We start from the raw sequence: 16,777 nt of genomic DNA on the forward strand, positions 1-16,777 counted from the left end.
AAAGGGCAAGTTCGACCCTTTGAAATCCGCGCGCCCGCGCAACACATGCGCTGCTCCTCCTGCCGGACATCCGATGACTGCCGATCTCGCAATCCTCTACGAACACCCGCAATGGTTCGAGCCGCTCTTTGCCGCACTCGAGCGGCGCGGCATCGCCTTCGTCAAAGTCCCGCTCGGCGATCATCATTTCGATCCGGCCGGGAGCCCCCCGCCGGCGCCCGTGATCCTCAGCCGGGTGGCGATGTCGGGCTTCCTGCGTGAGCCGGAGCACGGCATCTTCTATGCCGAGGCCTTGCTCGATCATTGGCGGCGGCAGGGTGCCACCGTGCTCAACGGTCCCGAAGTACTGGCGATCGACAGCTCGAAGGCGCGGCAGCTTTCGCTGATCACCGGCCTCGGCCTGGCAATTCCGGGAACGCGCGCGGTCCATCGCGGCCGCGATCTGCTCGCAGCGTCGCAGGGCATGGCATTCCCGTTGCTGGTCAAGGCGAATATCGGCGGCGCCGGCGCCGGCATCGTCCGCTATTCCGACCGCGCCGAACTCGAAATCTCGATCGGATCCGGCACGCTTCCCGACAGCATCGACAAAGTGCTCCTGCTTCAGGATTACGTACCACCGCGCGGCGGCACGATCATCCGCATCGAGACGCTCGCCGGCAAGTTCCTCTACGCACTCGAGGTCGAGAGCAAGGGCGACGCCTTCGATCTCTGCCCGGCCGATGCGTGCCTGGCGCAGCCCGGCCGTGCCGCGATCGGCATGCGTGCGATCACGCCGCCGGCCGAACTGATCGTGGCGGCTGAGAGGATTGCCACCGCCGTCGGCATGGACGTCGGCGGGGTCGAGGTCGTGATCGACGACCGGGACGGGGTGGCTCGTTTCTACGACATAAACGGCCTCTCCAATTTCGTGGCGAAGCCGCTGGAGGTGCTCGGCTGGGATCCGCACGAGCGCCTGATCGACATGCTCGCGGCTGCGATCGCGGACCGCGCCGACAAGAGGGACGTCGCATGAGGTTCGGTTACTGGATGCCCGTCTTCGGCGGCTGGCTGCGCAACATCGAGGACGAGGGCATGGCGGCGAGCTGGGACTATGTCCGCCGTCTCACCCAGCGCAGCGAAGAGACCGGCTGGGACCTTTCCCTGATCGCCGAGCTCAACCTGAACGACATCAAGGGTATCGAGGAACCGGCGCTCGACGCCTGGTCGACCGCGGCGGCGCTTGCCGCCGTCACCAGCGAGATCGAGCTGATGGTCGCGGTGCGGCCCAATTTCCACCAGCCGGCCCTGTTCGCCAAACAGGCCGCGAACATCGACAACATTTCCGGCGGTCGGCTGGCGCTCAACGTCGTTTCCTCCTGGTGGGCGGACGAGGCGACCCAATATGGCCTGCAATTCGATCAGCATGACGATCGCTATGCCCGCACCCGCGAATGGCTGGAGGTGCTCGACGGCCTGTGGACGCAGAAACGCTTCAGCTACGAGGGCGAGCGCTACCGTCTGAAGGACGCTATCTGTGAGCCAAAGCCGGTCAAGCAGCCGCGCCCGACCATCTATGCCGGCGGCGAGAGCGAGAGCGCCAAGACGATGATCGCCACCCAGTGCGATGCTTATGTGATGCACGGCGATCCGGTGGAGGCGATCCGTCCCAAGGTCCGCGACATGGAAGAGCGCCGCGCCCGTGCCGGCGGCACCGACATGCAATTCGGCATGGCCGCTTACGCTATCGTCCGCGACAGCGAGGCGGAGGCGAAGCGGGAGCTGGAACGGATCACCGCGCTGCCGCCGCAGCCGCCCAAGGGCTTCGACAATTTCGAGCAATGGCTTTCGGGAACCGAGCTCGAGCGCGAGCTCAAGCTGCAGGAATATTCGGTGTCCAACCGCGGCCTGCGCCCGAACCTAGTCGGCACGCCCGAACAGATCCAGGAACGGATCGCTGCCTATGAGGAGGCGGGTCTCGATCTCCTGTTGCTGCAGATGAGCCCGCAGGCGGAGGAGATGGACCGCTTTGCCGCTCAGGTCATCCAGCCGATGAAGGCCGCCGCTGCGGCCTGACCTGGGGCGTCAGCGCGCGCTGAGCCTGCCGAGCAGCAGACCCGCGGTCTGGCCCAGGGTGGACGGCCTCGCCTCGGGAGTGCGCGCCACGTCGGCATAGAGGCGCGCGGCGGCCGCGCCGTCGCCGTACAGCTGAGCGAGCCGCGCTTCGACGAAGCGTCGGCTGGTCTCGGCGGAAAGCGGAGTCGGCTGCGCCGTCGGCCGGGGCGGCCCGCTTCTTTCGCCCTTCACCTTCACCGCCGCGAGGGCAGGGAGCGCGTCACCGGGCGCGGTGCTGCCATGGAGGACGTAATTGACCACGCGCCGGCCGAGATAGCCGCCGAGCGTCGGCTGCAGGCGGTTGTGGACGAAGCCGCCATGCGCCTGATCGTAGGCATGGTGCAGCCATACATAGTCCTCGGCTTCCGGCGGCGTGCGATCCAGCGGGCGGAGCCGGGCGAGGAAGCGTGCCGGCGCGCCCTCGTGGCTGGTGAACACGACGACCTCGTCGGGCCAGATATCGTAATAGAGCCAGTCCTTCTCCCGCTCCGACCACACGCGGCCGAACGAATGGCCCTTATGCTCCCTGGGTTCGTGGAACGCGACGATCTCGGATTGGCCGAATTCGTGCGCCAGCACCATTGCGGCGAGGCCGTTCACCTGATCGCAATAGCCGATGCCGGTGAGCGCCGCGGGGGCGTCGATCGGCCGGTGGGGGAGCTCGGTCTGGCTGACCAGGATGAGCTTGAGCGCGGCGAGGCGGCGCGCGATCCGTTCCGGGTCGCTCAGCCCCGCCGGCAGTTGCTGGGCGTCGTAAAGATGGCTGGCGAGGCTCTGCTGCAACGTCAGCTGAAGGAGCTTGCGCGCCGCCCGCCGGGCAACATTGTCGCCGGCCCTGCTCTCCAGCAGCCAGGGTGCGGACTGGACCGCGGCCCACCGGACGGCCGCTTCGGGAACCGGCGCGAACAGCAGATAGGCGAGGGCGGCCAGCAGGATCGCGGCTGCACCAAGCACCCACCGGCGACGCCGCTTCGCACCCCCGTCGGCATCATTCCTGTTTCGGGATCGGGAAAAGAGCCGCCGCATCGCTGCCGATTAGAGACTGCCGCCGATCCGTTCAACCGCGCCGCGCCGCGCAGCGCTTGCAGCGCCGGGGACGCCCGCCTAATCGGTCTGGCCGAAGGGAGACGAACGGTTTCTGAGCAGGGAAAAGGCAGCAACGTGATGTGGGGCGGCCGCTTCGGCGGCGGCCCGTCCGCGCTGATGCGCGAGATCAACGCATCGATCGGCTTCGACAAGCGCTTCTGGCGCGAGGACATCGCCGCCTCCAAGGCCCATGTCGCGATGCTCGGCGCGAAGGGCATCGTCGCGGCCGAGGATGCGGAGACGATCGCCGCCGGTCTCGACACGATCGCCGGTGAATATGAAGCGCACGGCGTTCCCGAGGACGTCGCGCTCGAAGACATTCACATGCATGTCGAGGCGCGGCTGGCCGAGCTGATCGGGCCGGTTGCCGGGCGTCTCCACACGGCGCGCTCGCGCAACGATCAGGTCGCGACCGATTTCCGCCTTTGGGTGCGCGCCGCGATCGACGAGGTCGACTCTTCGCTCGCCGCCTTCCAACGCGTGCTGGTCGCCCGCGCCGAGGAGCATGCCGAGAGCGTCATGCCCGGTTTCACCCACCTTCAGGCGGCGCAGCCGGTCACCCTCGGCCACCATCTGCTGGCTTATTACGAGATGATCCGCCGCGACCGCTCGCGCTTTCGGGACGCGCGAGCCCGCCTCAACGAGCTGCCGCTCGGTTCGGCTGCGCTCGCCGGCACCTCTTTCCCGCTCGATCGCGACGCGACCGCCCGGGCGCTCGGCTTCGATCGGCCCACCGCGAACAGCCTCGATGCCGTTTCCGACCGCGACTTCGCACTTGATTACCTGATGGCCGCGACCCAATGTTCGCTGCATTTGTCGCGGCTGGCGGAGGAGTTGATCATCTGGGCGAGCCAGCCGTTCGGCTTCGTCAGCCTGCCCGATGCTTTCTCCACCGGCTCGTCGATCATGCCGCAGAAGCGCAATCCCGACGCGGCCGAGCTGGTCCGCGGCCATGCCGGCCGCATCGCCGGTGCGATGACCGCTCTGACGATCACGATGAAGGGGCTTCCGCTCGCATATTCGAAGGACATGCAGGACGACAAGCCGCCGGTGTTCGAGGCGCACGATCTGCTGATGCTGTCCGTCCAGGCGCTCGCCGGCATGGTCGAGCAGACGCATTTCCGCTCCGATCGCATGCGAGCCGCCGCCGAAGCGGGCTTCGCGACCGCGACCGATCTCGCCGATTGGCTGGTCCGCGTCGCCGGAATACCGTTTCGCGAAGCGCACCATATCACCGGGCGGGCAGTGAAGCTTGCCGAGGAGCAGGGCATGGGCCTCGCCGAACTGGAGCTGACGGCGCTCCAGGAAATCGATTCCCGGATCGATGCGAGCATTTACGACGTGCTCACCGTCGATGCGTCGGTGCGCAGCCGCACTTCTTATGGCGGCACCGCTCCGGAGCGGGTCCACGAGCAGGTCGAGCGCGCCAGGCGCGACATCTGAAGAGGCGGTACGAACGCGCCGGCGCGGGTGGGGCCATCAAGCCCGCGCCGGGGTTCGCCGCCCGCGGCTCAGACGAGCCCGCCGCCGAGCGTGAGCAGGGTGGTATTGAACAGGCTGATCGTGCAGCCAAAGGCCATCACGGCGACGATGACGGTGCGAAGACGCGCTGAAAACGGTACTGCCATTGTGTATCTCCCTGATCGGTGCGGCCGATCGGCCGACTGGATGGCGCCCCTCTGAAGGTCTCCTGTGGCAGTGCGATGCCGCAACGCAGCAAAAATGGTGTCGATTGTTGCAGGCGAGTGTAGGTCTCGCCTTCAGCTCCGACTGATTTTCCACAACATTCTGCCGGATGGGATTCACGCCGGTCGTGCGATCCGCTAGGTTGGCCCCTATGCTGATGGCCTCCAAACTCGTCTGCGGCGTCTCCCGCTCCATCCTCGGCCAACCCTGGCAGTGGCGCGGGGCGGCGGCGGACGGGTTCGACGCCGGCTTTCAGGCCGACAGCCTTGTCGACCAGTTGCTGATGGCGCGCGGCGTCGTCCGCGACGAGCTCGACCGCCACCGCACGCCGACCATCCGCGGCTTCATGCCCGATCCGTCGATCTTCCGCGACATGGACGCCGCCGCCGAGCGGCTCGCCGACGCGCTCCAAGCCCGGCAGAAGATCACCATCTTCGGCGACTACGACGTCGACGGGGCAACCTCGGCGGCCTTGCTGGTGCGCCTGCTGCGCGATCTCGGCGGCGATCCAGGCGCCTACATCCCCGATCGTCTGATGGAAGGCTATGGCCCCTCGGGCGAGGCTCTGGTGCGGCTCGGCCGCGAGGGCGCCGAGCTGATCGTCACCGTCGATTGCGGCGCGCAGGCGTTCGCGGCGCTCGACATGGCGCGCGCCGCCGGGGTGGAAGTGATCGTGGTCGATCACCACAAATGTGCGAGCCGGCTTCCAGTCGCCCATGCTCTGGTCAACCCCAACCGCCTCGACGAGGCCGATGATGCCGCCGCGCACGGCCATCTCGCCGCCGTGGGCGTCTGCTTCCTGCTCGGTGCCGCGCTGATTCGGGTGCTCCGCGCCCGCGGCGCCTTCGCGGCGCGTCCCGAGCCGAAGCTGATCGATCTGCTCGATCTGGTCGCGCTCGGCACCGTCGCCGACGTGGCCCAATTGAAGGGTCTCAACCGCGCCTTCGTCACCCAGGGGCTGAAGGTGATGGCACAGCGCCGGAATGTCGGCCTTGCCGCGCTGATCGACGCCTCCCGCCTCGCCAAGCCACCGACCTGCACCGACCTCGGCTACGCGCTGGGCCCGCGGATCAATGCCGGTGGCCGCGTCGGCAAGTCCGATCTCGGCGTGCGTCTGCTTACCACCGAGGATCCCGAGGAGGCGCGGGGGATCGCCGCCGAGCTCGATCGCCTCAACGAGGAACGGCGCGCGATCGAGCTGATGGTGTGCGAGGCCGCCGAGCAGATCTGCCAGGCGAAGGCCAATCGTGCCGTCGCGGTGGTCGCGGGGGAAGGGTGGCATCCCGGCGTGATCGGCATCGTCGCCGGACGCCTCAAGGAGAAGATCGGCCGGCCGGCAATCGTCATCGCGATCGGCGAGGACGGCACCGGCAAGGGCTCGGGCCGCTCCATCTCCGGCGTCGATCTCGGCGCCGCCGTGCTCGCCGCCAAGGACAGCGGCCTGCTCGTCGCCGGCGGTGGCCATGCGATGGCGTGCGGGGTGACGATCGCCGCCGACCGGATCGATGCCCTCGCCGATTTCCTCGAGGATCGTCTCGCCGGCGACGTCGCCCGCGCCGTGGATGGCCGGGCGCTGAAGCTCGACGCCGTGCTCGCGCCCGGCGGCGTTTGTCCCGATCTATGCGACGCACTGGAACAGGGTGGGCCTTATGGCGCCGGCTGGCCGGCACCGCGGGTCGCCGCCGGTCCGGTGCGGATCGTCAAAGCGGATGTCGTCGGCAACAACCATCTCCGCCTCGTCGTCGCCGGTGACGATGGCCGCCGGATCAAGGCGATCGCATTCCGGATGGCCGACAGCGAACTCGGCCAGCAGATGCTGGCGGCACCGGCGCACCGCAAGCTGTGGATCGCGGGCAGGATCAAGCGCGACGAATGGGGCGACCGCATCGCCGCCGAAATGCACCTCGAAGACGCCGCCTGGGCGGATTGATCCGCATCGGGAAAGTCACTGAGGCTGTTCGCTGGTGGTTGACCGCCGCGCATTCCCCGCCTAATGCCCGCCCCGCCGATGCGCGAACGGAGCCTCTTCCGTTCTTCAATTTGGCCCCATCGTCTAGCGGTCTAGGACGTCGCCCTTTCACGGCGAAAACACGGGTTCGAGTCCCGTTGGGGTCACCATACTGAAAAGCTTAGGCTTTTTTCAGACCCTGCACCGGCTGTACCCCCGCAAGCGGGATCACCGTACCCCCGAGCACTTTCGCCGCAGCTTCGCGAGCGATCATCAGGGCGCGTGCCTTCTTGCCGTAGTGGCGCACCATCGCCGGCGACATGCCAAGGATTCCGCCGACGCTGGCGTCGGACAGGCCGAGCTCGAGCAGGTAGCAGCAGGCATTCTTCCGCAGGCCGTGGAAGGTGAACGTCGTTCCTTCCGGGATCACGTCGGCCGCGACCAGGTCTTCGAGGACCTCGCGGACTTCCTCATGCTCCATAAGGTCGCGCAGGCGCGCCTGGATGGCGCCTGTGGTGCCGAACGGCTTGCCGCTTCGGTCGTAGAGGAGGGTGACGGCGCTGCGGGGCAGGCGGGCCAGCTCCTCAAGCCAGAAGGGGTGCATCGGTATCGCGACGTCGACGCCGGTCTTCGCCTGGGTCAGCTCCATGATGCCGTCGCGGATCCAGCCATATTGCATGCGAATCACGTCGCTGACGCGCTGGCCGGAACAAAGGCCGGTGGCGATCGCGAGCCGTGTCATGGGCGAGGCGACCTTCAGCGCGACTCGCAGCAGGGGCGCCGGCCATGGCTGGTGCTCGCCGATCTTCAGCGCCTTGATACCCGAGGCCGGATTGTCGTCGCGGTCGCCGTTCTGCGCGGCGAAGGCCATCAGCAGCCGGAACACGGTCAGCCAGTTGTTCGCCTTGCCTGGCTTGTCCTGGTGGCGATCGCGCATCTTCTTGACGTGCACTGGCTTCACGCCGCGCACGGTGCGATGGCCGTCCACCTCGACGATCATGTCGAGATAGCGGCCGTAATTCTCCTTGGTGTCGCTGCTCTGGATGCCGCGATATTCGGAGCTTGCCCGATAGTTGGCGACGAGCTTTGCCAGCGTGCCGTCGGCGGGCTTCGGCCGCTCCGGCACTGGCCGGGACAGGCGCTGATATTCGGCGGCGAACTCCGGCGAGTCGATCGGTGGCAGCCGGTGATAGGTGTCGCGGCCCTCGACCTTGCGGCGGAAGTAGACGCGGCCGTCGGCCATCTGCTTCACGTTGGGGATCACAAGTCGTCCCATGTTTTGTCGCCCGAATCGTTGTCGGACGATGGCTGCGCCAGGTTGAACTGCGCGTCAACGAACGCCTCGAGCTGGCGCCGGGCCCAGAGCAGGCGGCCGCCTTCGCGGACCGGCTGCGGGTAGCGGCGCGCCTTGACCTTCTCGCGGAACGCCGTCTGAGAGACGCCGAGGTAGAGGGCGGCCATGTCCTCGCCCATTCGGGCGGGCCAATCCGGCATCAGGGCAATGCGCTCAGGCGTCACGGCTCGCCTCGCGAGAGTACTCACCTCCCACTGGTAGAGCCCTCCTCTTGGGCTTCAGCACCATCCCTATCGCTGGCGCGCCAGCTCCTCCATTGCGTCCACCTAGGACCCTGGATGGAGTAGGACTCCTGGCCCAACCCCTCGCGCAGCCGATCAGCTAGTGCCAGCGCGTGGTAAGAGAGCTCGGCCTCCGGATCGCTGGGGGGAAAACGTGGGTAGTGAATAAGCCCGACGATCACGCCCGCTTCCTCACCGCCAGTGTAAATGTAATCCGTGGGAGTGACGGTCACACAGAAACCAACTTCATCGCAGTAAGCGCGGCAAATTCGCGTTGCCTCGGCAAGGTCTCCAGCAATGAATATGCTGATTGGGTAGGATGAAGCATCCGCGACATGATAAAGACCCGTCATGTCGCGTCACCGAACCGGTGGAGCGCTTGCTCCAGGAGGCTGACCACAGCGCTCCAGCTTTCTGCGTCAATGCTGAGTCCTTCATACTTGAAGGAATCTCGCATGTTCTCGGCGGATGCCTTGCACGCCTTAAGCTGAGCGATTGCCCGCTCCTCATCTTCGAAGATCAGAGTCATGCAGCCTCTCCCGAGCACCAAGATCCACATTCACTGTCGGCGGCATCAGCCTCGGTGGCATCCATCGGCAAGATCGGGCTTGTGGAAATATGCTTCCGAAGCTCATCGACGCTCATGTAACCGAACGAGAAGTTCCTGGCCTTCTCGTGTCGATCCCACCAGTCCAGCCCCTCTGGGTTCATCCTCGCGCGAGCTATTCGGCTCTTCTCGCTGACGAAGGGGCAGTGGTCACAATTTCCTGTGCCAATGGGCAGTTCTAGATCAAAGCCTTGGGGATAAAGCCCGGGGTTTTCAGGGGTTCTCCCCTCATACGGAGTGCCCCAGAACCTCAGCACGTCAGACTTCCGAACACCAGACAGTGCCAAGGGAAAGGCCAAGCGCCGGTCCGCATTTCTGGGCCGGCGCGGAAGCTCAAACACACGATCATATTCGTCGGCTCGGAAGCCAATAACTTCGGTGTACGCGCCTCGCCCAAGCCCAATCGACTCCATGAAATCGTGCAGCACGCCGACCTTGCAACGCTCGGTGCACCATCTCCCCGTGATGGTGGAGAACAGGGCTTGTTTACGAGCTATCAGGCGTGACAGCGGCTCACCGTCACGCGAGGCGCTATTGTAGCCGACCTCCTCAAAGCGGCTTGCCGGACCTCCCCGGCGAAGATCGGTAACAAACTGAAGCCAATGGATCCGAACGCCCCACCGGCTTCCGCACTCATGGACGAAGCGGAGCGTCTCCTCCCGCTCCTTGCCGGTGTTGCTGAAGCAAACGTGGACGTCATCGGGCAACTTGCCGTCGTAGGCGTCGAGGATGTGCCACAACATATAGCCCGACGTGCGGCCGCCGCTGAAGCTGATCAGAGCCGGCCCCTCCACGCGATATGGGTTCGTCATGCTGCCTCCCGGTCGGTGCGGCGCGCCGAAAGTTCGTTGATCCGCATGATGGTCTGGCGGTGCCAGCTGATGCGTTCGTGCATGGCCCAGACGGCGTCGCGGCGATCGGCCAGAGCCTTGTCGCCGGGCGCGGTCTCGCAGGCCTGCTCGCGGCGCTGGAGCGCCTTGCCGGTGGCGAGTTCGAGTTCCGCCCAGGTCCGCTTCGTCTCCGATGTGCCGCTGGTGAAGAGCTCGGCAACGACGCGCCAGGCGGCGCAATCCTCGTGCGCCTCTTCGGCCGTCATCGTCCCGGCCTTGACCATGGCCGGATAATGCTCCTGGCGCAGATCGTGCTCGCGGCGGGCGACCCGGGCGAGATAGGGGCGCAGCGGGGCGCCGAGGATGGGCATGCGCATCATCCGACCCACCCGTCGAGATACCGACACAGGGCGGCGTAGAGCTGTCCCTGCTCCTCGTCCAAGCCCGTGAGCTGGTTGCCGGGCTTACTGGTGTCGCCGATCGCCCGCTCCACTTCGAGCGCGATCTTTAGCGCGTCGGCGAGTTTCTCGATCGGCTCGACCATTGGATCATACGCGCTGTTGTCGAGGATCTGCCCTTCCTTGTTGAAGCGCAGCAGCTCACTGGCGCCGACAACCGCCTGATGGGCGCCGGCAGCCGCCAGCGAACGAAGCTCGGGCGTGTCGCCGCTCATGCCGGATCTCCCACGTAAACGGCCACGGGCGGATGCCCTTGTCCGACGATGCGCAGGAGCACTTTTGCGCCGGCGGCGATCGCAGCGACCTCGGCGGGCGTGGGCTCCCAAGCCGACACCATGCAGGGCATGTCGCCGTTCATCTCGTCGCGGATGGGGAGGCCAACGCAGGGCCCGCTCGTCTCCGGCGTCCATCCCGGAGGAGCGCCGAGGACGCGGGTGCAGCCCTCAATCCGAGCAGGAATCATGGGATCAGCCCTCCGGCTGTTCGATGCGGACGCAGTTGCGTCCGGCTTCGCGGGTGGCGAGATACTTGGCCGGTGTGAGCCAGGTGACGGTCGGCTGCGGCCTCGGCGCACGGCCGAGGACGCGGAGGAGCGCGATCATGCGGCATCCTCCAGCACGAGCAGGCGGAAGCTCTTGCCGCCATGGGTGCGGATCGGGATTTCGTTGCGCTCGGCTGAAGCCGTGTCGCCGACCAGGCCGAAGATGGTGGAGAAGCCGAGTGCGTCCTCGATCACGGCGGCGAGGGCCGCCTCGTCGATCGCGCGGGCCGGGGCGGCGGCGCCGACCGCGGCCGTCACGCCGCCCTCCGCTCGGTCTGCCCGGCTGCGAGGTCGAGCAGGCGTTCGAGGACGGGAGACTGGATGTCGCGTTCGGTGAGCGCGCGGTAGCGATCCCAGTGGACCCGCTTGGCGGTGCCGGCGCGCGGCGGCGACGTGCCGAAATCGAACTGGTTCAACGCCGACCACTCGGACGCTTCGTCGTCGCTCAGCGGCGTGGCATCGATCAGCTCTCCGAGAGGGACGGTGCGGTTGCCGCTGGCGCCGCTGAAGAGCGGCAGCGAGATCGTAGCGTCTTCACCATTGCGGCCCTGTATGCGCGCAAGTGTGATCTCGTCCTGGTGGATGGTCAGCGCGTAGCTGCCGACCTGAGGGAATGGTGCAGGTGTGCGAAGCATGTTGCCTCCTCATGTTGAGGTGGCAGCTTATGCGATTATCGTACAGCACCGGTCAAGCGTAAAATGTACGAAGATCGTAAAACACGATTCAGGGTCTTGTTAGCTGTTCCTAGTATGTTCCAGAAATGTGAGCGTTTCGAATCGGAGAGAGCCCGAGGTGCAGGCGAGATATCTCTACAGGGTGGTGGTGTTCGGTATGCCGCAGGGGCCGTGGCGTTCTTGCCGCGATCAAGCGCGGCGCGACGCGATCGAGGTCGACTTGGGCGAGTATGACGACCACGGAAATTTCTATCTGACTGTTCCCGCCGATATCCAGGTAACGCGCGCCGATCGCCTGCGCTGGGTTGCCTGACCCTTACATCCTTGAAGCGCGCCAGATGATGCGGCCGACCATCTGAAACGTCCCGTCGCCGATGACGATGTCCTTGTGCTCCGGATTCGTGGAGCATGGCGCAAGCCGTGCGGGATCAATCTTGAACTGCTTGAAGGTGGTTTCGCCTTCCGCGTTGAGAACGACGTAGAAGCGCCCCGGAAACAGAGCTTTATCTTCCGGATCGACGATGATGGTGCCGCCGTCCTCGACAAGCTGATCCATCGAGTCACCCTTCACCCGCAGCGCAAAGGCGCGCGCCGGCATGCTTGGATCCGGCGAGGGCATCGATCCGACGGGGCGCTGCACGGCCTCTCTCCAGTTGCCGGCGGCAACCTGGCCAATGATCGGAATCGGGCGCGCCGCGGGCATCTCCGGCGCTGGGGCATCGCCGAGCAGCTCGCGAACCTTGTCCATCTCGGCGACTGTGAAGCGGCGCTTTCCGGCGAGCGTAAGCGAGATCTGATTGGGCCGGAGCCCAAGGTGCTCGGCCAAGCGGGACTGGTTTAGTCCGCGCTCGCGCAGGCGTGCTCTGATCTCCTCAACGTCCATACGACCATCAAGCCGCGTCTTACGATTACCGCAATCACGAATATCGTAACTTTCTGCTTGCGCTGAGTGTACGATTATCGCACAAGAGCGGCCATGAAGAGGCTGACGGATGAAATCATCGACGCGCTTGGTGGCCTTACGGCCATCTCGCGCCTGGTTCGGGCCCCCGTCTCGACGGTGAGCAGCTGGAAGACGCGGATCTCGGATGCCCGTCTGCATCATCTGGCACTCGCCGCTCAGCATGCGGGCATCGAGGTTGATTGGGCGTCCATTGCTGGAGCCGATATCCTCGCCGACCCCGCCGCGTCAGCAACTAACGGCATCGCGAATATTCCCTGCGAGACGGAGCAGGAGGCCGCGGCAGCGTGAGCACCGACCATACCGTTCAGAACCCGCCGGCGCTGCAGGGCGCCAAGGCTGCCACCAAGGCGCTGATCAAGGCCGCCGGCGGGCAGGAGGAAGCCGAGGGCTTCACCGGAAAATCGCAGTCTCAGCTTTCGAAATACGGTCTGCCCAACACTGACGTGTTCATCACGATCGATGCGGTGATCGCGCTTGAGGCGGTGACGCACGGCATGGCCGGGCATCCGCACGTCACACGCTTCCTCGCCCAACAGGCCGGCGGCGTGTTCGTTCGCCTTCCCCAGGCGTCCGCGGGCGCGACCGACTGGCATGTTCACATGGGTGCGGTCTCGAAAGAGGTGAGCGACGTGATCCAGGGCATCTGCGAGGCACTCGCCGATCAATCCGTTACGCCCGCCGAAGCGCGTAAGATCCGCGCCGAGATTGCGGAGGCGCAGGAGCGCCTCTCGCTCCTCGACGCGCTGGCAAAGCGGGCGGAGGGCGACGCCTGATGCAGTCTGCCGGCGCCCTTTCCCTTGCCGCTCCGGCGGGGCCGGCCCCGGGGGCACTGCCTGTCTGCGAGGCGTGGGTGCTCCCGGTTGCGGCGGCGCGGGCGAGCTTTGCCGCGCTGCGGCCCGGCGAGCGGCTGCTCTATGCGCGCGGCCCGTTCCTGATCCGCGGCGAGACGGCCGACTTCGTTCGCGAGCAGTATGAAGCCGGGCTCGCCCACCCGCTGCAGCCCCGCAGCCGTGCCTGCGACGGCTTCGATTACCTGGTCGAGAAGATCCCGCAGGCGCCGCTTCGGCGCGGGCGGCGGATCTGCGAGCGCGACGATGCGGCGACCAAGGCAATCCTCGGCGCGCTGATCCGCGCTGCCGATCGCGAGCGGATCTGCCCGACCGACGCCGATCTCGCGCGCATCGCCGGCCTCGCCACCCGCGCGCAGGCAAAGTGGCGGCTCGCGAAGCTCCGCCAGCGCGGCGTGATCGAAACCGCGCCGGTGACGATGCACCCGACGATCACCCGCGTGGTGACGATCGTGAAGACGGGGCGCCGAACGCGGGCGCCTGAGGATGCGCGGCCATGAGGGCGCGCGAGACCTTCTGCGCCGCGGGCGTGATGTTCGCGGGCGGCGTCATCTTCCTGGTGGGCCTGGTGGTGATGACCGCTGCCGGCGCCGCCGCCCTGATCAGCAAGCTTTTGGAAGGTCGGCCATGATCCATTCCGTTTCCAGATCGCGGGTTCTCCCTGCCCGCGAGCGCGCCGGGGCTGCCCCCCTTGAGGCCCCGGCGCGCACTCTTTGCTGGGCTGAAGCCCACATCGCCCGACGGAACGCCGCGATCGTGTTCCTGACAAGCAAGGGCCTGCGGCCGCAGCGCAAGGATCGCGTGGCCGAGGTGCCGTTGTGGATCGTGCCGGGCTGGGCCTCAACCTTCACCGACACCGGGCTGGTGGAGCTGGCCGAGCGGCATGGGTGGAAAATCGAACAGGGTGGCAGTCAGTGATCGAGATTGAAGCCAAGGTGCTGAAGGCGGCGGTGCAGGAAGTGGCCGGCGTTGTGGAAAGCCGGAACACGATCCCGGTGCTATCCAACATCCTGATCCAGGTGGAGGGCGGCAGGCTGTTCCTGCACGGCACCGATCTCGACATCCTGGTGTCGCGCCAGGCGGACGTCGTCTCAGCGAAGAAGCTACGCACCACCGTCAGCGCCAAGGTGCTGTCGGGCATCGTCGGCAAACTACCGGCGGAGGCCGTGGTGACGCTCACCCTGAGCAAGAACCATCTCGAGGTGGTGGCCGGGCGGGCGCGGTTCACCCTTGAGACTCTGTCGGCAGACGATTTCCCGATGATCGCAACGGGCGACTGGCTGGCCCAGTTCGAAGCGCCGGCGTTCAACCTCAGTACAATGATCGACCGGGTGCGCCTGGCGATCTCGACCGAGGAAACGCGCTACTATCTGAACGGCGTGTTCTTCCATCGGGTCGAGGTAGAGGGCGAGCCGCTGCTGCGCTGCGCGACCACCGACGGACACCGACTCGCGCGGTTCAGCCTGCCGCTGCCCGATGGCGCCGAGGATCTTCCGAACGCGATCGTGCCGCGCAAGTGCATCGAGCTGGTGCGGCGGATGACCGATAAGTTCGAGGGGCCGGTGAGCCTCGCTTTCTCCGACACCAAGGTGCGGTTCGAGATCGGGCAGACGGTGATCGTGTCGAAGCTGATCGACGGCACCTTCCCGGATTATTCGCGGGTGATCCCGACTGGCAACGACAAGAGGCTGGCGATCGCGGCCGACTCGCTCGCCGAGGCGGTGGCACGGACGCAGGTGGTTTCGACCGAGAAGACGCGGGCCGTGGCGGTCGCCTTCGGCCGCGACCTGGTGACGCTCACCGTGCGATCGGCGGAGAACGGAACCGCCGTGGAGGAGGTGCCCTGCGACTATGGCGCGGAGGCGCTGACGATCGGCTTCAACGCGAAGTATCTGCTCGACATCCTCGCCTGCTTTCCCGGTGGTGATATCGAGGTGGAGCTGGCCGACCCTGCGGCGCCGACGCTGGTGCGCGATCCGAAGAACGATCGCCTGCTCTACGTCATCATGCCGATGAGGGTGGCGGGGTGAACGTCTGTCGGCCCGAGGGAGCCGGCGCCGTGATGGCGTCGCGCGTACACGGCGAAGTCGATAACGACGACGCTCAGACCGCGCTCTATCGCGCGCTCGAATTCTTTCCGACGCCACCCTGGGCGGCACGCGCCGGTGGCGAGCTGATCAAGCTCATCGATCCAGAGGCGCGGACCGTGTGGGAGCCGGCTTGCGGGCAGGGTCACATGGCGGCTGCCCTCGACGAGTATTTCGGTGTTTTTGCCAGCGACGTGCATCCGTTCGGCCACGGCGCCGTGCTCGACTTCCTCGACGAAGGAATAGAGCCGCCTGAGTGCGACTGGATCGTCACCAATCCCCCGTTCCCATCGGCCGGGAAGTTCCTGCGCCTCGGCCTGCGCCGGGCGCGCCGCGGCGTGGCGATGCTCGTGCGGCTCGCCTTCCTTGAAGGAGGCGAGCGATCGGGCCGGTACCGGATGCTCTACGGCGCTGATCCGCTTTCGCTGTGCGCTGTTTTCTCGGAGCGTCCGGCCATGTTGCTCGGCCGCTGGGAGCCGAAGGCGTCGACGGCGACGGCTTACGCATGGCTGCTGTGGCGCAAGGGCGAGGTTGGACCGCCGCAGCTGCGGGGCATTCCGCCGGGGACACGCGCGCGGCTGACCAGGCCAGACGATGCGGCGCGGTTCGGATGGAAAACCGAGGCAGGGCTGCTCGTCGCGATGGGAGGGCGCGCATGACCGGCCCAATCGCACTCCTACGCTTCACCGCCGACGGCGAGATGCAGATGTGCATCGCGGGCGAAGAGCCGATCCGGTTTCTTGTCGTCGACGATCGCTGCCCGAATGACCGGGTCTACGAAGTCACGACGCGGATCGGCGCGGCCGAATTCGCGCGGATCGTGCCGGAGGACGCGAGCGTCGGCAGCAAGGCTGACGAGCGGCACGAGGCGCTGGTCGCTCGCATTGAGGCCGCAATCAACGGCCGTTCGCACCTGCGGAGTGTCGAGTGATGCGCCGGAGCTTCGCGGAGATCCGCGCGATCGCGCAGCTCGATGAGCGGCACGCGGTGCTCGCTTACACGGCCCGGCAGTGCGACATCGTCGAAGGCATGGCAGACGCCGGCAAGATCGGGCGCGAAGAAGCGGATCTGCTCTGCGCGCGGCTGAAGGCCTTCGCCAAGGGGATCAAGAACGGGTTCCATATCGAGGGACCGAACACATGAGGCACGCCGCACGATCGCACCGGGCGCCGGCGCAGCGCTGTCTCGGTCCCGGCTGTGGGGCCGAAATCGCGCGGTGGATGCGCTTCTGCGCCGTCTGCTGGACGCGCGTGCCGCGCGACTTCCGGGCCCGGATCATCGACGCGGGTCGCGCTCATGCGCCGCACCGCGTGTCGGCTCTCGCGATCGAAGCTGCTGACCGGATGCGGGCGGCGGCCTCGGCCTTGGCGCGCCGATCGGGG

At 66.6% G+C, this 16,777-nt stretch carries 26 protein-coding genes and 1 tRNA gene; 15 read left to right on the forward strand and 12 right to left on the reverse strand.

The annotated features are described in order from the left end of the window. The first annotated feature begins 73 nt into the window (after positions 1–73). Together ETR14_RS16185 and ETR14_RS16190 are read left to right on the forward strand one after the other, a co-directional pair. Entirely contained in the window at positions 74–1,012 is a 939-nt protein-coding gene (locus ETR14_RS16185) for a RimK family alpha-L-glutamate ligase (RefSeq protein ID WP_129386228.1), read from the forward strand. Continuing rightward, positions 1,009–2,052 (forward strand): LLM class flavin-dependent oxidoreductase, encoded by a 1,044-nt coding sequence (locus tag ETR14_RS16190; protein WP_129386230.1) that lies wholly within the window; start codon positions 1,009–1,011, stop codon positions 2,050–2,052. The genes ETR14_RS16185 and ETR14_RS16190 overlap by 4 nt, the downstream gene beginning before the upstream one ends. Positions 2,053–2,061: 9 nt before the next feature. Here ETR14_RS16190 and ETR14_RS16195 read toward each other — a convergent pair whose 3' ends face one another. After that, a complete protein-coding gene (locus tag ETR14_RS16195) occupies positions 2,062–3,045 on the reverse strand; it encodes a hypothetical protein (RefSeq protein ID WP_129386232.1) in 984 nt (327 codons plus the stop codon). 210 nt (positions 3,046–3,255) lie between these two features. Between ETR14_RS16195 and argH the strand changes: the two genes are divergently transcribed. The 3 genes from argH (at position 3,256) to ETR14_RS16210 (ending at position 6,981) form a co-directional block, all read left to right on the forward strand. Then, the gene (gene argH, locus ETR14_RS16200) at positions 3,256–4,620 is read left to right on the forward strand and encodes an argininosuccinate lyase (protein ID WP_129391977.1); all 1,365 of its coding nucleotides are present in this window, start codon (positions 3,256–3,258) and stop codon (positions 4,618–4,620) included. 400 nt (positions 4,621–5,020) lie between these two features. Next, on the forward strand, positions 5,021–6,793 hold the full coding sequence (gene recJ, locus ETR14_RS16205) for a single-stranded-DNA-specific exonuclease RecJ (protein WP_129391980.1): 1,773 nt from the start codon (positions 5,021–5,023) through the stop codon (positions 6,791–6,793). Positions 6,794–6,905: 112 nt separating this feature from the next. Beyond that, positions 6,906–6,981, forward strand: a tRNA-Glu gene (locus tag ETR14_RS16210). An 11-nt stretch (positions 6,982–6,992) separates the two neighbouring features. On the opposite strand, the gene ETR14_RS16215 is transcribed toward ETR14_RS16210, so the two are convergent. From ETR14_RS16215 to ETR14_RS16260, 10 genes are all read right to left on the reverse strand, one after another. Continuing rightward, positions 6,993–8,087, reverse strand: coding sequence for a tyrosine-type recombinase/integrase (locus tag ETR14_RS16215; RefSeq protein WP_129386234.1), 1,095 nt, complete (start codon positions 8,085–8,087; stop codon positions 6,993–6,995). Then, on the reverse strand, positions 8,072–8,272 hold the full coding sequence (locus ETR14_RS16220; protein ID WP_129386236.1) for an AlpA family transcriptional regulator: 201 nt from the start codon (positions 8,270–8,272) through the stop codon (positions 8,072–8,074). The genes ETR14_RS16215 and ETR14_RS16220 overlap by 16 nt, the downstream gene beginning before the upstream one ends. Before the next feature lie 463 nt (positions 8,273–8,735). Beyond that, complete coding sequence (locus ETR14_RS16230) at positions 8,736–8,915, reverse strand: hypothetical protein (RefSeq protein WP_129386238.1); 180 nt, start codon at positions 8,913–8,915, stop codon at positions 8,736–8,738. Beyond that, the gene (locus tag ETR14_RS16235; RefSeq protein ID WP_129386240.1) at positions 8,912–9,805 is read right to left on the reverse strand and encodes a hypothetical protein; all 894 of its coding nucleotides are present in this window, start codon (positions 9,803–9,805) and stop codon (positions 8,912–8,914) included. Before ETR14_RS16235 ends, ETR14_RS16230 begins: the two co-directional genes overlap by 4 nt. Further along, positions 9,802–10,203 (reverse strand): hypothetical protein, encoded by a 402-nt coding sequence (locus tag ETR14_RS16240; RefSeq protein ID WP_129386242.1) that lies wholly within the window; start codon positions 10,201–10,203, stop codon positions 9,802–9,804. The genes ETR14_RS16235 and ETR14_RS16240 overlap by 4 nt, the downstream gene beginning before the upstream one ends. Next, a complete protein-coding gene (locus tag ETR14_RS16245) occupies positions 10,200–10,496 on the reverse strand; it encodes a hypothetical protein (protein WP_129386244.1) in 297 nt (98 codons plus the stop codon). The genes ETR14_RS16240 and ETR14_RS16245 overlap by 4 nt, the downstream gene beginning before the upstream one ends. After that, positions 10,493–10,639: a hypothetical protein gene (locus ETR14_RS28925; RefSeq protein WP_206185849.1), complete on the reverse strand. Its 147-nt coding sequence runs from the start codon at positions 10,637–10,639 to the stop codon at positions 10,493–10,495. Before ETR14_RS28925 ends, ETR14_RS16245 begins: the two co-directional genes overlap by 4 nt. Positions 10,640–10,748: 109 nt before the next feature. Continuing rightward, positions 10,749–10,883: a hypothetical protein gene (locus ETR14_RS29555; RefSeq protein ID WP_256370178.1), complete on the reverse strand. Its 135-nt coding sequence runs from the start codon at positions 10,881–10,883 to the stop codon at positions 10,749–10,751. Further along, the gene (locus ETR14_RS16255) at positions 10,880–11,080 is read right to left on the reverse strand and encodes a hypothetical protein (protein ID WP_129386248.1); all 201 of its coding nucleotides are present in this window, start codon (positions 11,078–11,080) and stop codon (positions 10,880–10,882) included. Before ETR14_RS16255 ends, ETR14_RS29555 begins: the two co-directional genes overlap by 4 nt. Beyond that, positions 11,077–11,457, reverse strand: coding sequence for a hypothetical protein (locus ETR14_RS16260; RefSeq protein ID WP_129386250.1), 381 nt, complete (start codon positions 11,455–11,457; stop codon positions 11,077–11,079). Before ETR14_RS16260 ends, ETR14_RS16255 begins: the two co-directional genes overlap by 4 nt. Before the next feature lie 157 nt (positions 11,458–11,614). Between ETR14_RS16260 and ETR14_RS16265 the strand changes: the two genes are divergently transcribed. Then, on the forward strand, positions 11,615–11,809 hold the full coding sequence (locus ETR14_RS16265; protein WP_129386252.1) for a hypothetical protein: 195 nt from the start codon (positions 11,615–11,617) through the stop codon (positions 11,807–11,809). 3 nt (positions 11,810–11,812) lie between these two features. On the opposite strand, the gene ETR14_RS16270 is transcribed toward ETR14_RS16265, so the two are convergent. Continuing rightward, positions 11,813–12,379: a LexA family transcriptional regulator gene (locus ETR14_RS16270; RefSeq protein ID WP_165356478.1), complete on the reverse strand. Its 567-nt coding sequence runs from the start codon at positions 12,377–12,379 to the stop codon at positions 11,813–11,815. A gap of 93 nt (positions 12,380–12,472) precedes the next feature. On the opposite strand from ETR14_RS16270, the gene ETR14_RS28415 reads away from it, so the two are divergent. From ETR14_RS28415 to ETR14_RS16305, 9 genes are read left to right on the forward strand one after another with little or no spacing between them, the layout of a single operon-like run. Next, entirely contained in the window at positions 12,473–12,748 is a 276-nt protein-coding gene (locus tag ETR14_RS28415; RefSeq protein WP_165356479.1) for a hypothetical protein, read from the forward strand. Then, positions 12,745–13,233 carry a phage regulatory CII family protein gene (locus tag ETR14_RS16275; protein WP_129386256.1) on the forward strand — a complete coding sequence of 163 codons (489 nt, stop codon included), beginning with the start codon at positions 12,745–12,747 and terminating at the stop codon, positions 13,231–13,233. The genes ETR14_RS28415 and ETR14_RS16275 overlap by 4 nt, the downstream gene beginning before the upstream one ends. Further along, entirely contained in the window at positions 13,233–13,808 is a 576-nt protein-coding gene (locus ETR14_RS16280) for a hypothetical protein (protein ID WP_129386257.1), read from the forward strand. The genes ETR14_RS16275 and ETR14_RS16280 overlap by 1 nt, the downstream gene beginning before the upstream one ends. Beyond that, on the forward strand, positions 13,805–13,939 hold the full coding sequence (locus tag ETR14_RS29560; RefSeq protein ID WP_256370179.1) for a hypothetical protein: 135 nt from the start codon (positions 13,805–13,807) through the stop codon (positions 13,937–13,939). Before ETR14_RS16280 ends, ETR14_RS29560 begins: the two co-directional genes overlap by 4 nt. Next, positions 13,936–14,226: a hypothetical protein gene (locus tag ETR14_RS16285; RefSeq protein WP_129386259.1), complete on the forward strand. Its 291-nt coding sequence runs from the start codon at positions 13,936–13,938 to the stop codon at positions 14,224–14,226. Before ETR14_RS29560 ends, ETR14_RS16285 begins: the two co-directional genes overlap by 4 nt. Next, positions 14,223–15,338, forward strand: coding sequence for a DNA polymerase III subunit beta (dnaN, locus tag ETR14_RS16290; protein ID WP_129386261.1), 1,116 nt, complete (start codon positions 14,223–14,225; stop codon positions 15,336–15,338). Before ETR14_RS16285 ends, dnaN begins: the two co-directional genes overlap by 4 nt. 32 nt (positions 15,339–15,370) lie before the next feature. Then, entirely contained in the window at positions 15,371–16,054 is a 684-nt protein-coding gene (locus ETR14_RS16295; RefSeq protein ID WP_129386263.1) for a hypothetical protein, read from the forward strand. Continuing rightward, positions 16,051–16,326: a hypothetical protein gene (locus ETR14_RS16300; protein WP_129386265.1), complete on the forward strand. Its 276-nt coding sequence runs from the start codon at positions 16,051–16,053 to the stop codon at positions 16,324–16,326. Before ETR14_RS16295 ends, ETR14_RS16300 begins: the two co-directional genes overlap by 4 nt. Further along, positions 16,326–16,538, forward strand: coding sequence for a hypothetical protein (locus tag ETR14_RS16305; RefSeq protein WP_129386267.1), 213 nt, complete (start codon positions 16,326–16,328; stop codon positions 16,536–16,538). Before ETR14_RS16300 ends, ETR14_RS16305 begins: the two co-directional genes overlap by 1 nt. The last annotated feature ends 239 nt before the right edge of the window (positions 16,539–16,777 follow it).

It is taken from the genome of Sphingosinicella sp. BN140058, assembly GCF_004135585.1.
Classification (GTDB): Bacteria; Pseudomonadota; Alphaproteobacteria; order Sphingomonadales; family Sphingomonadaceae; genus Allosphingosinicella.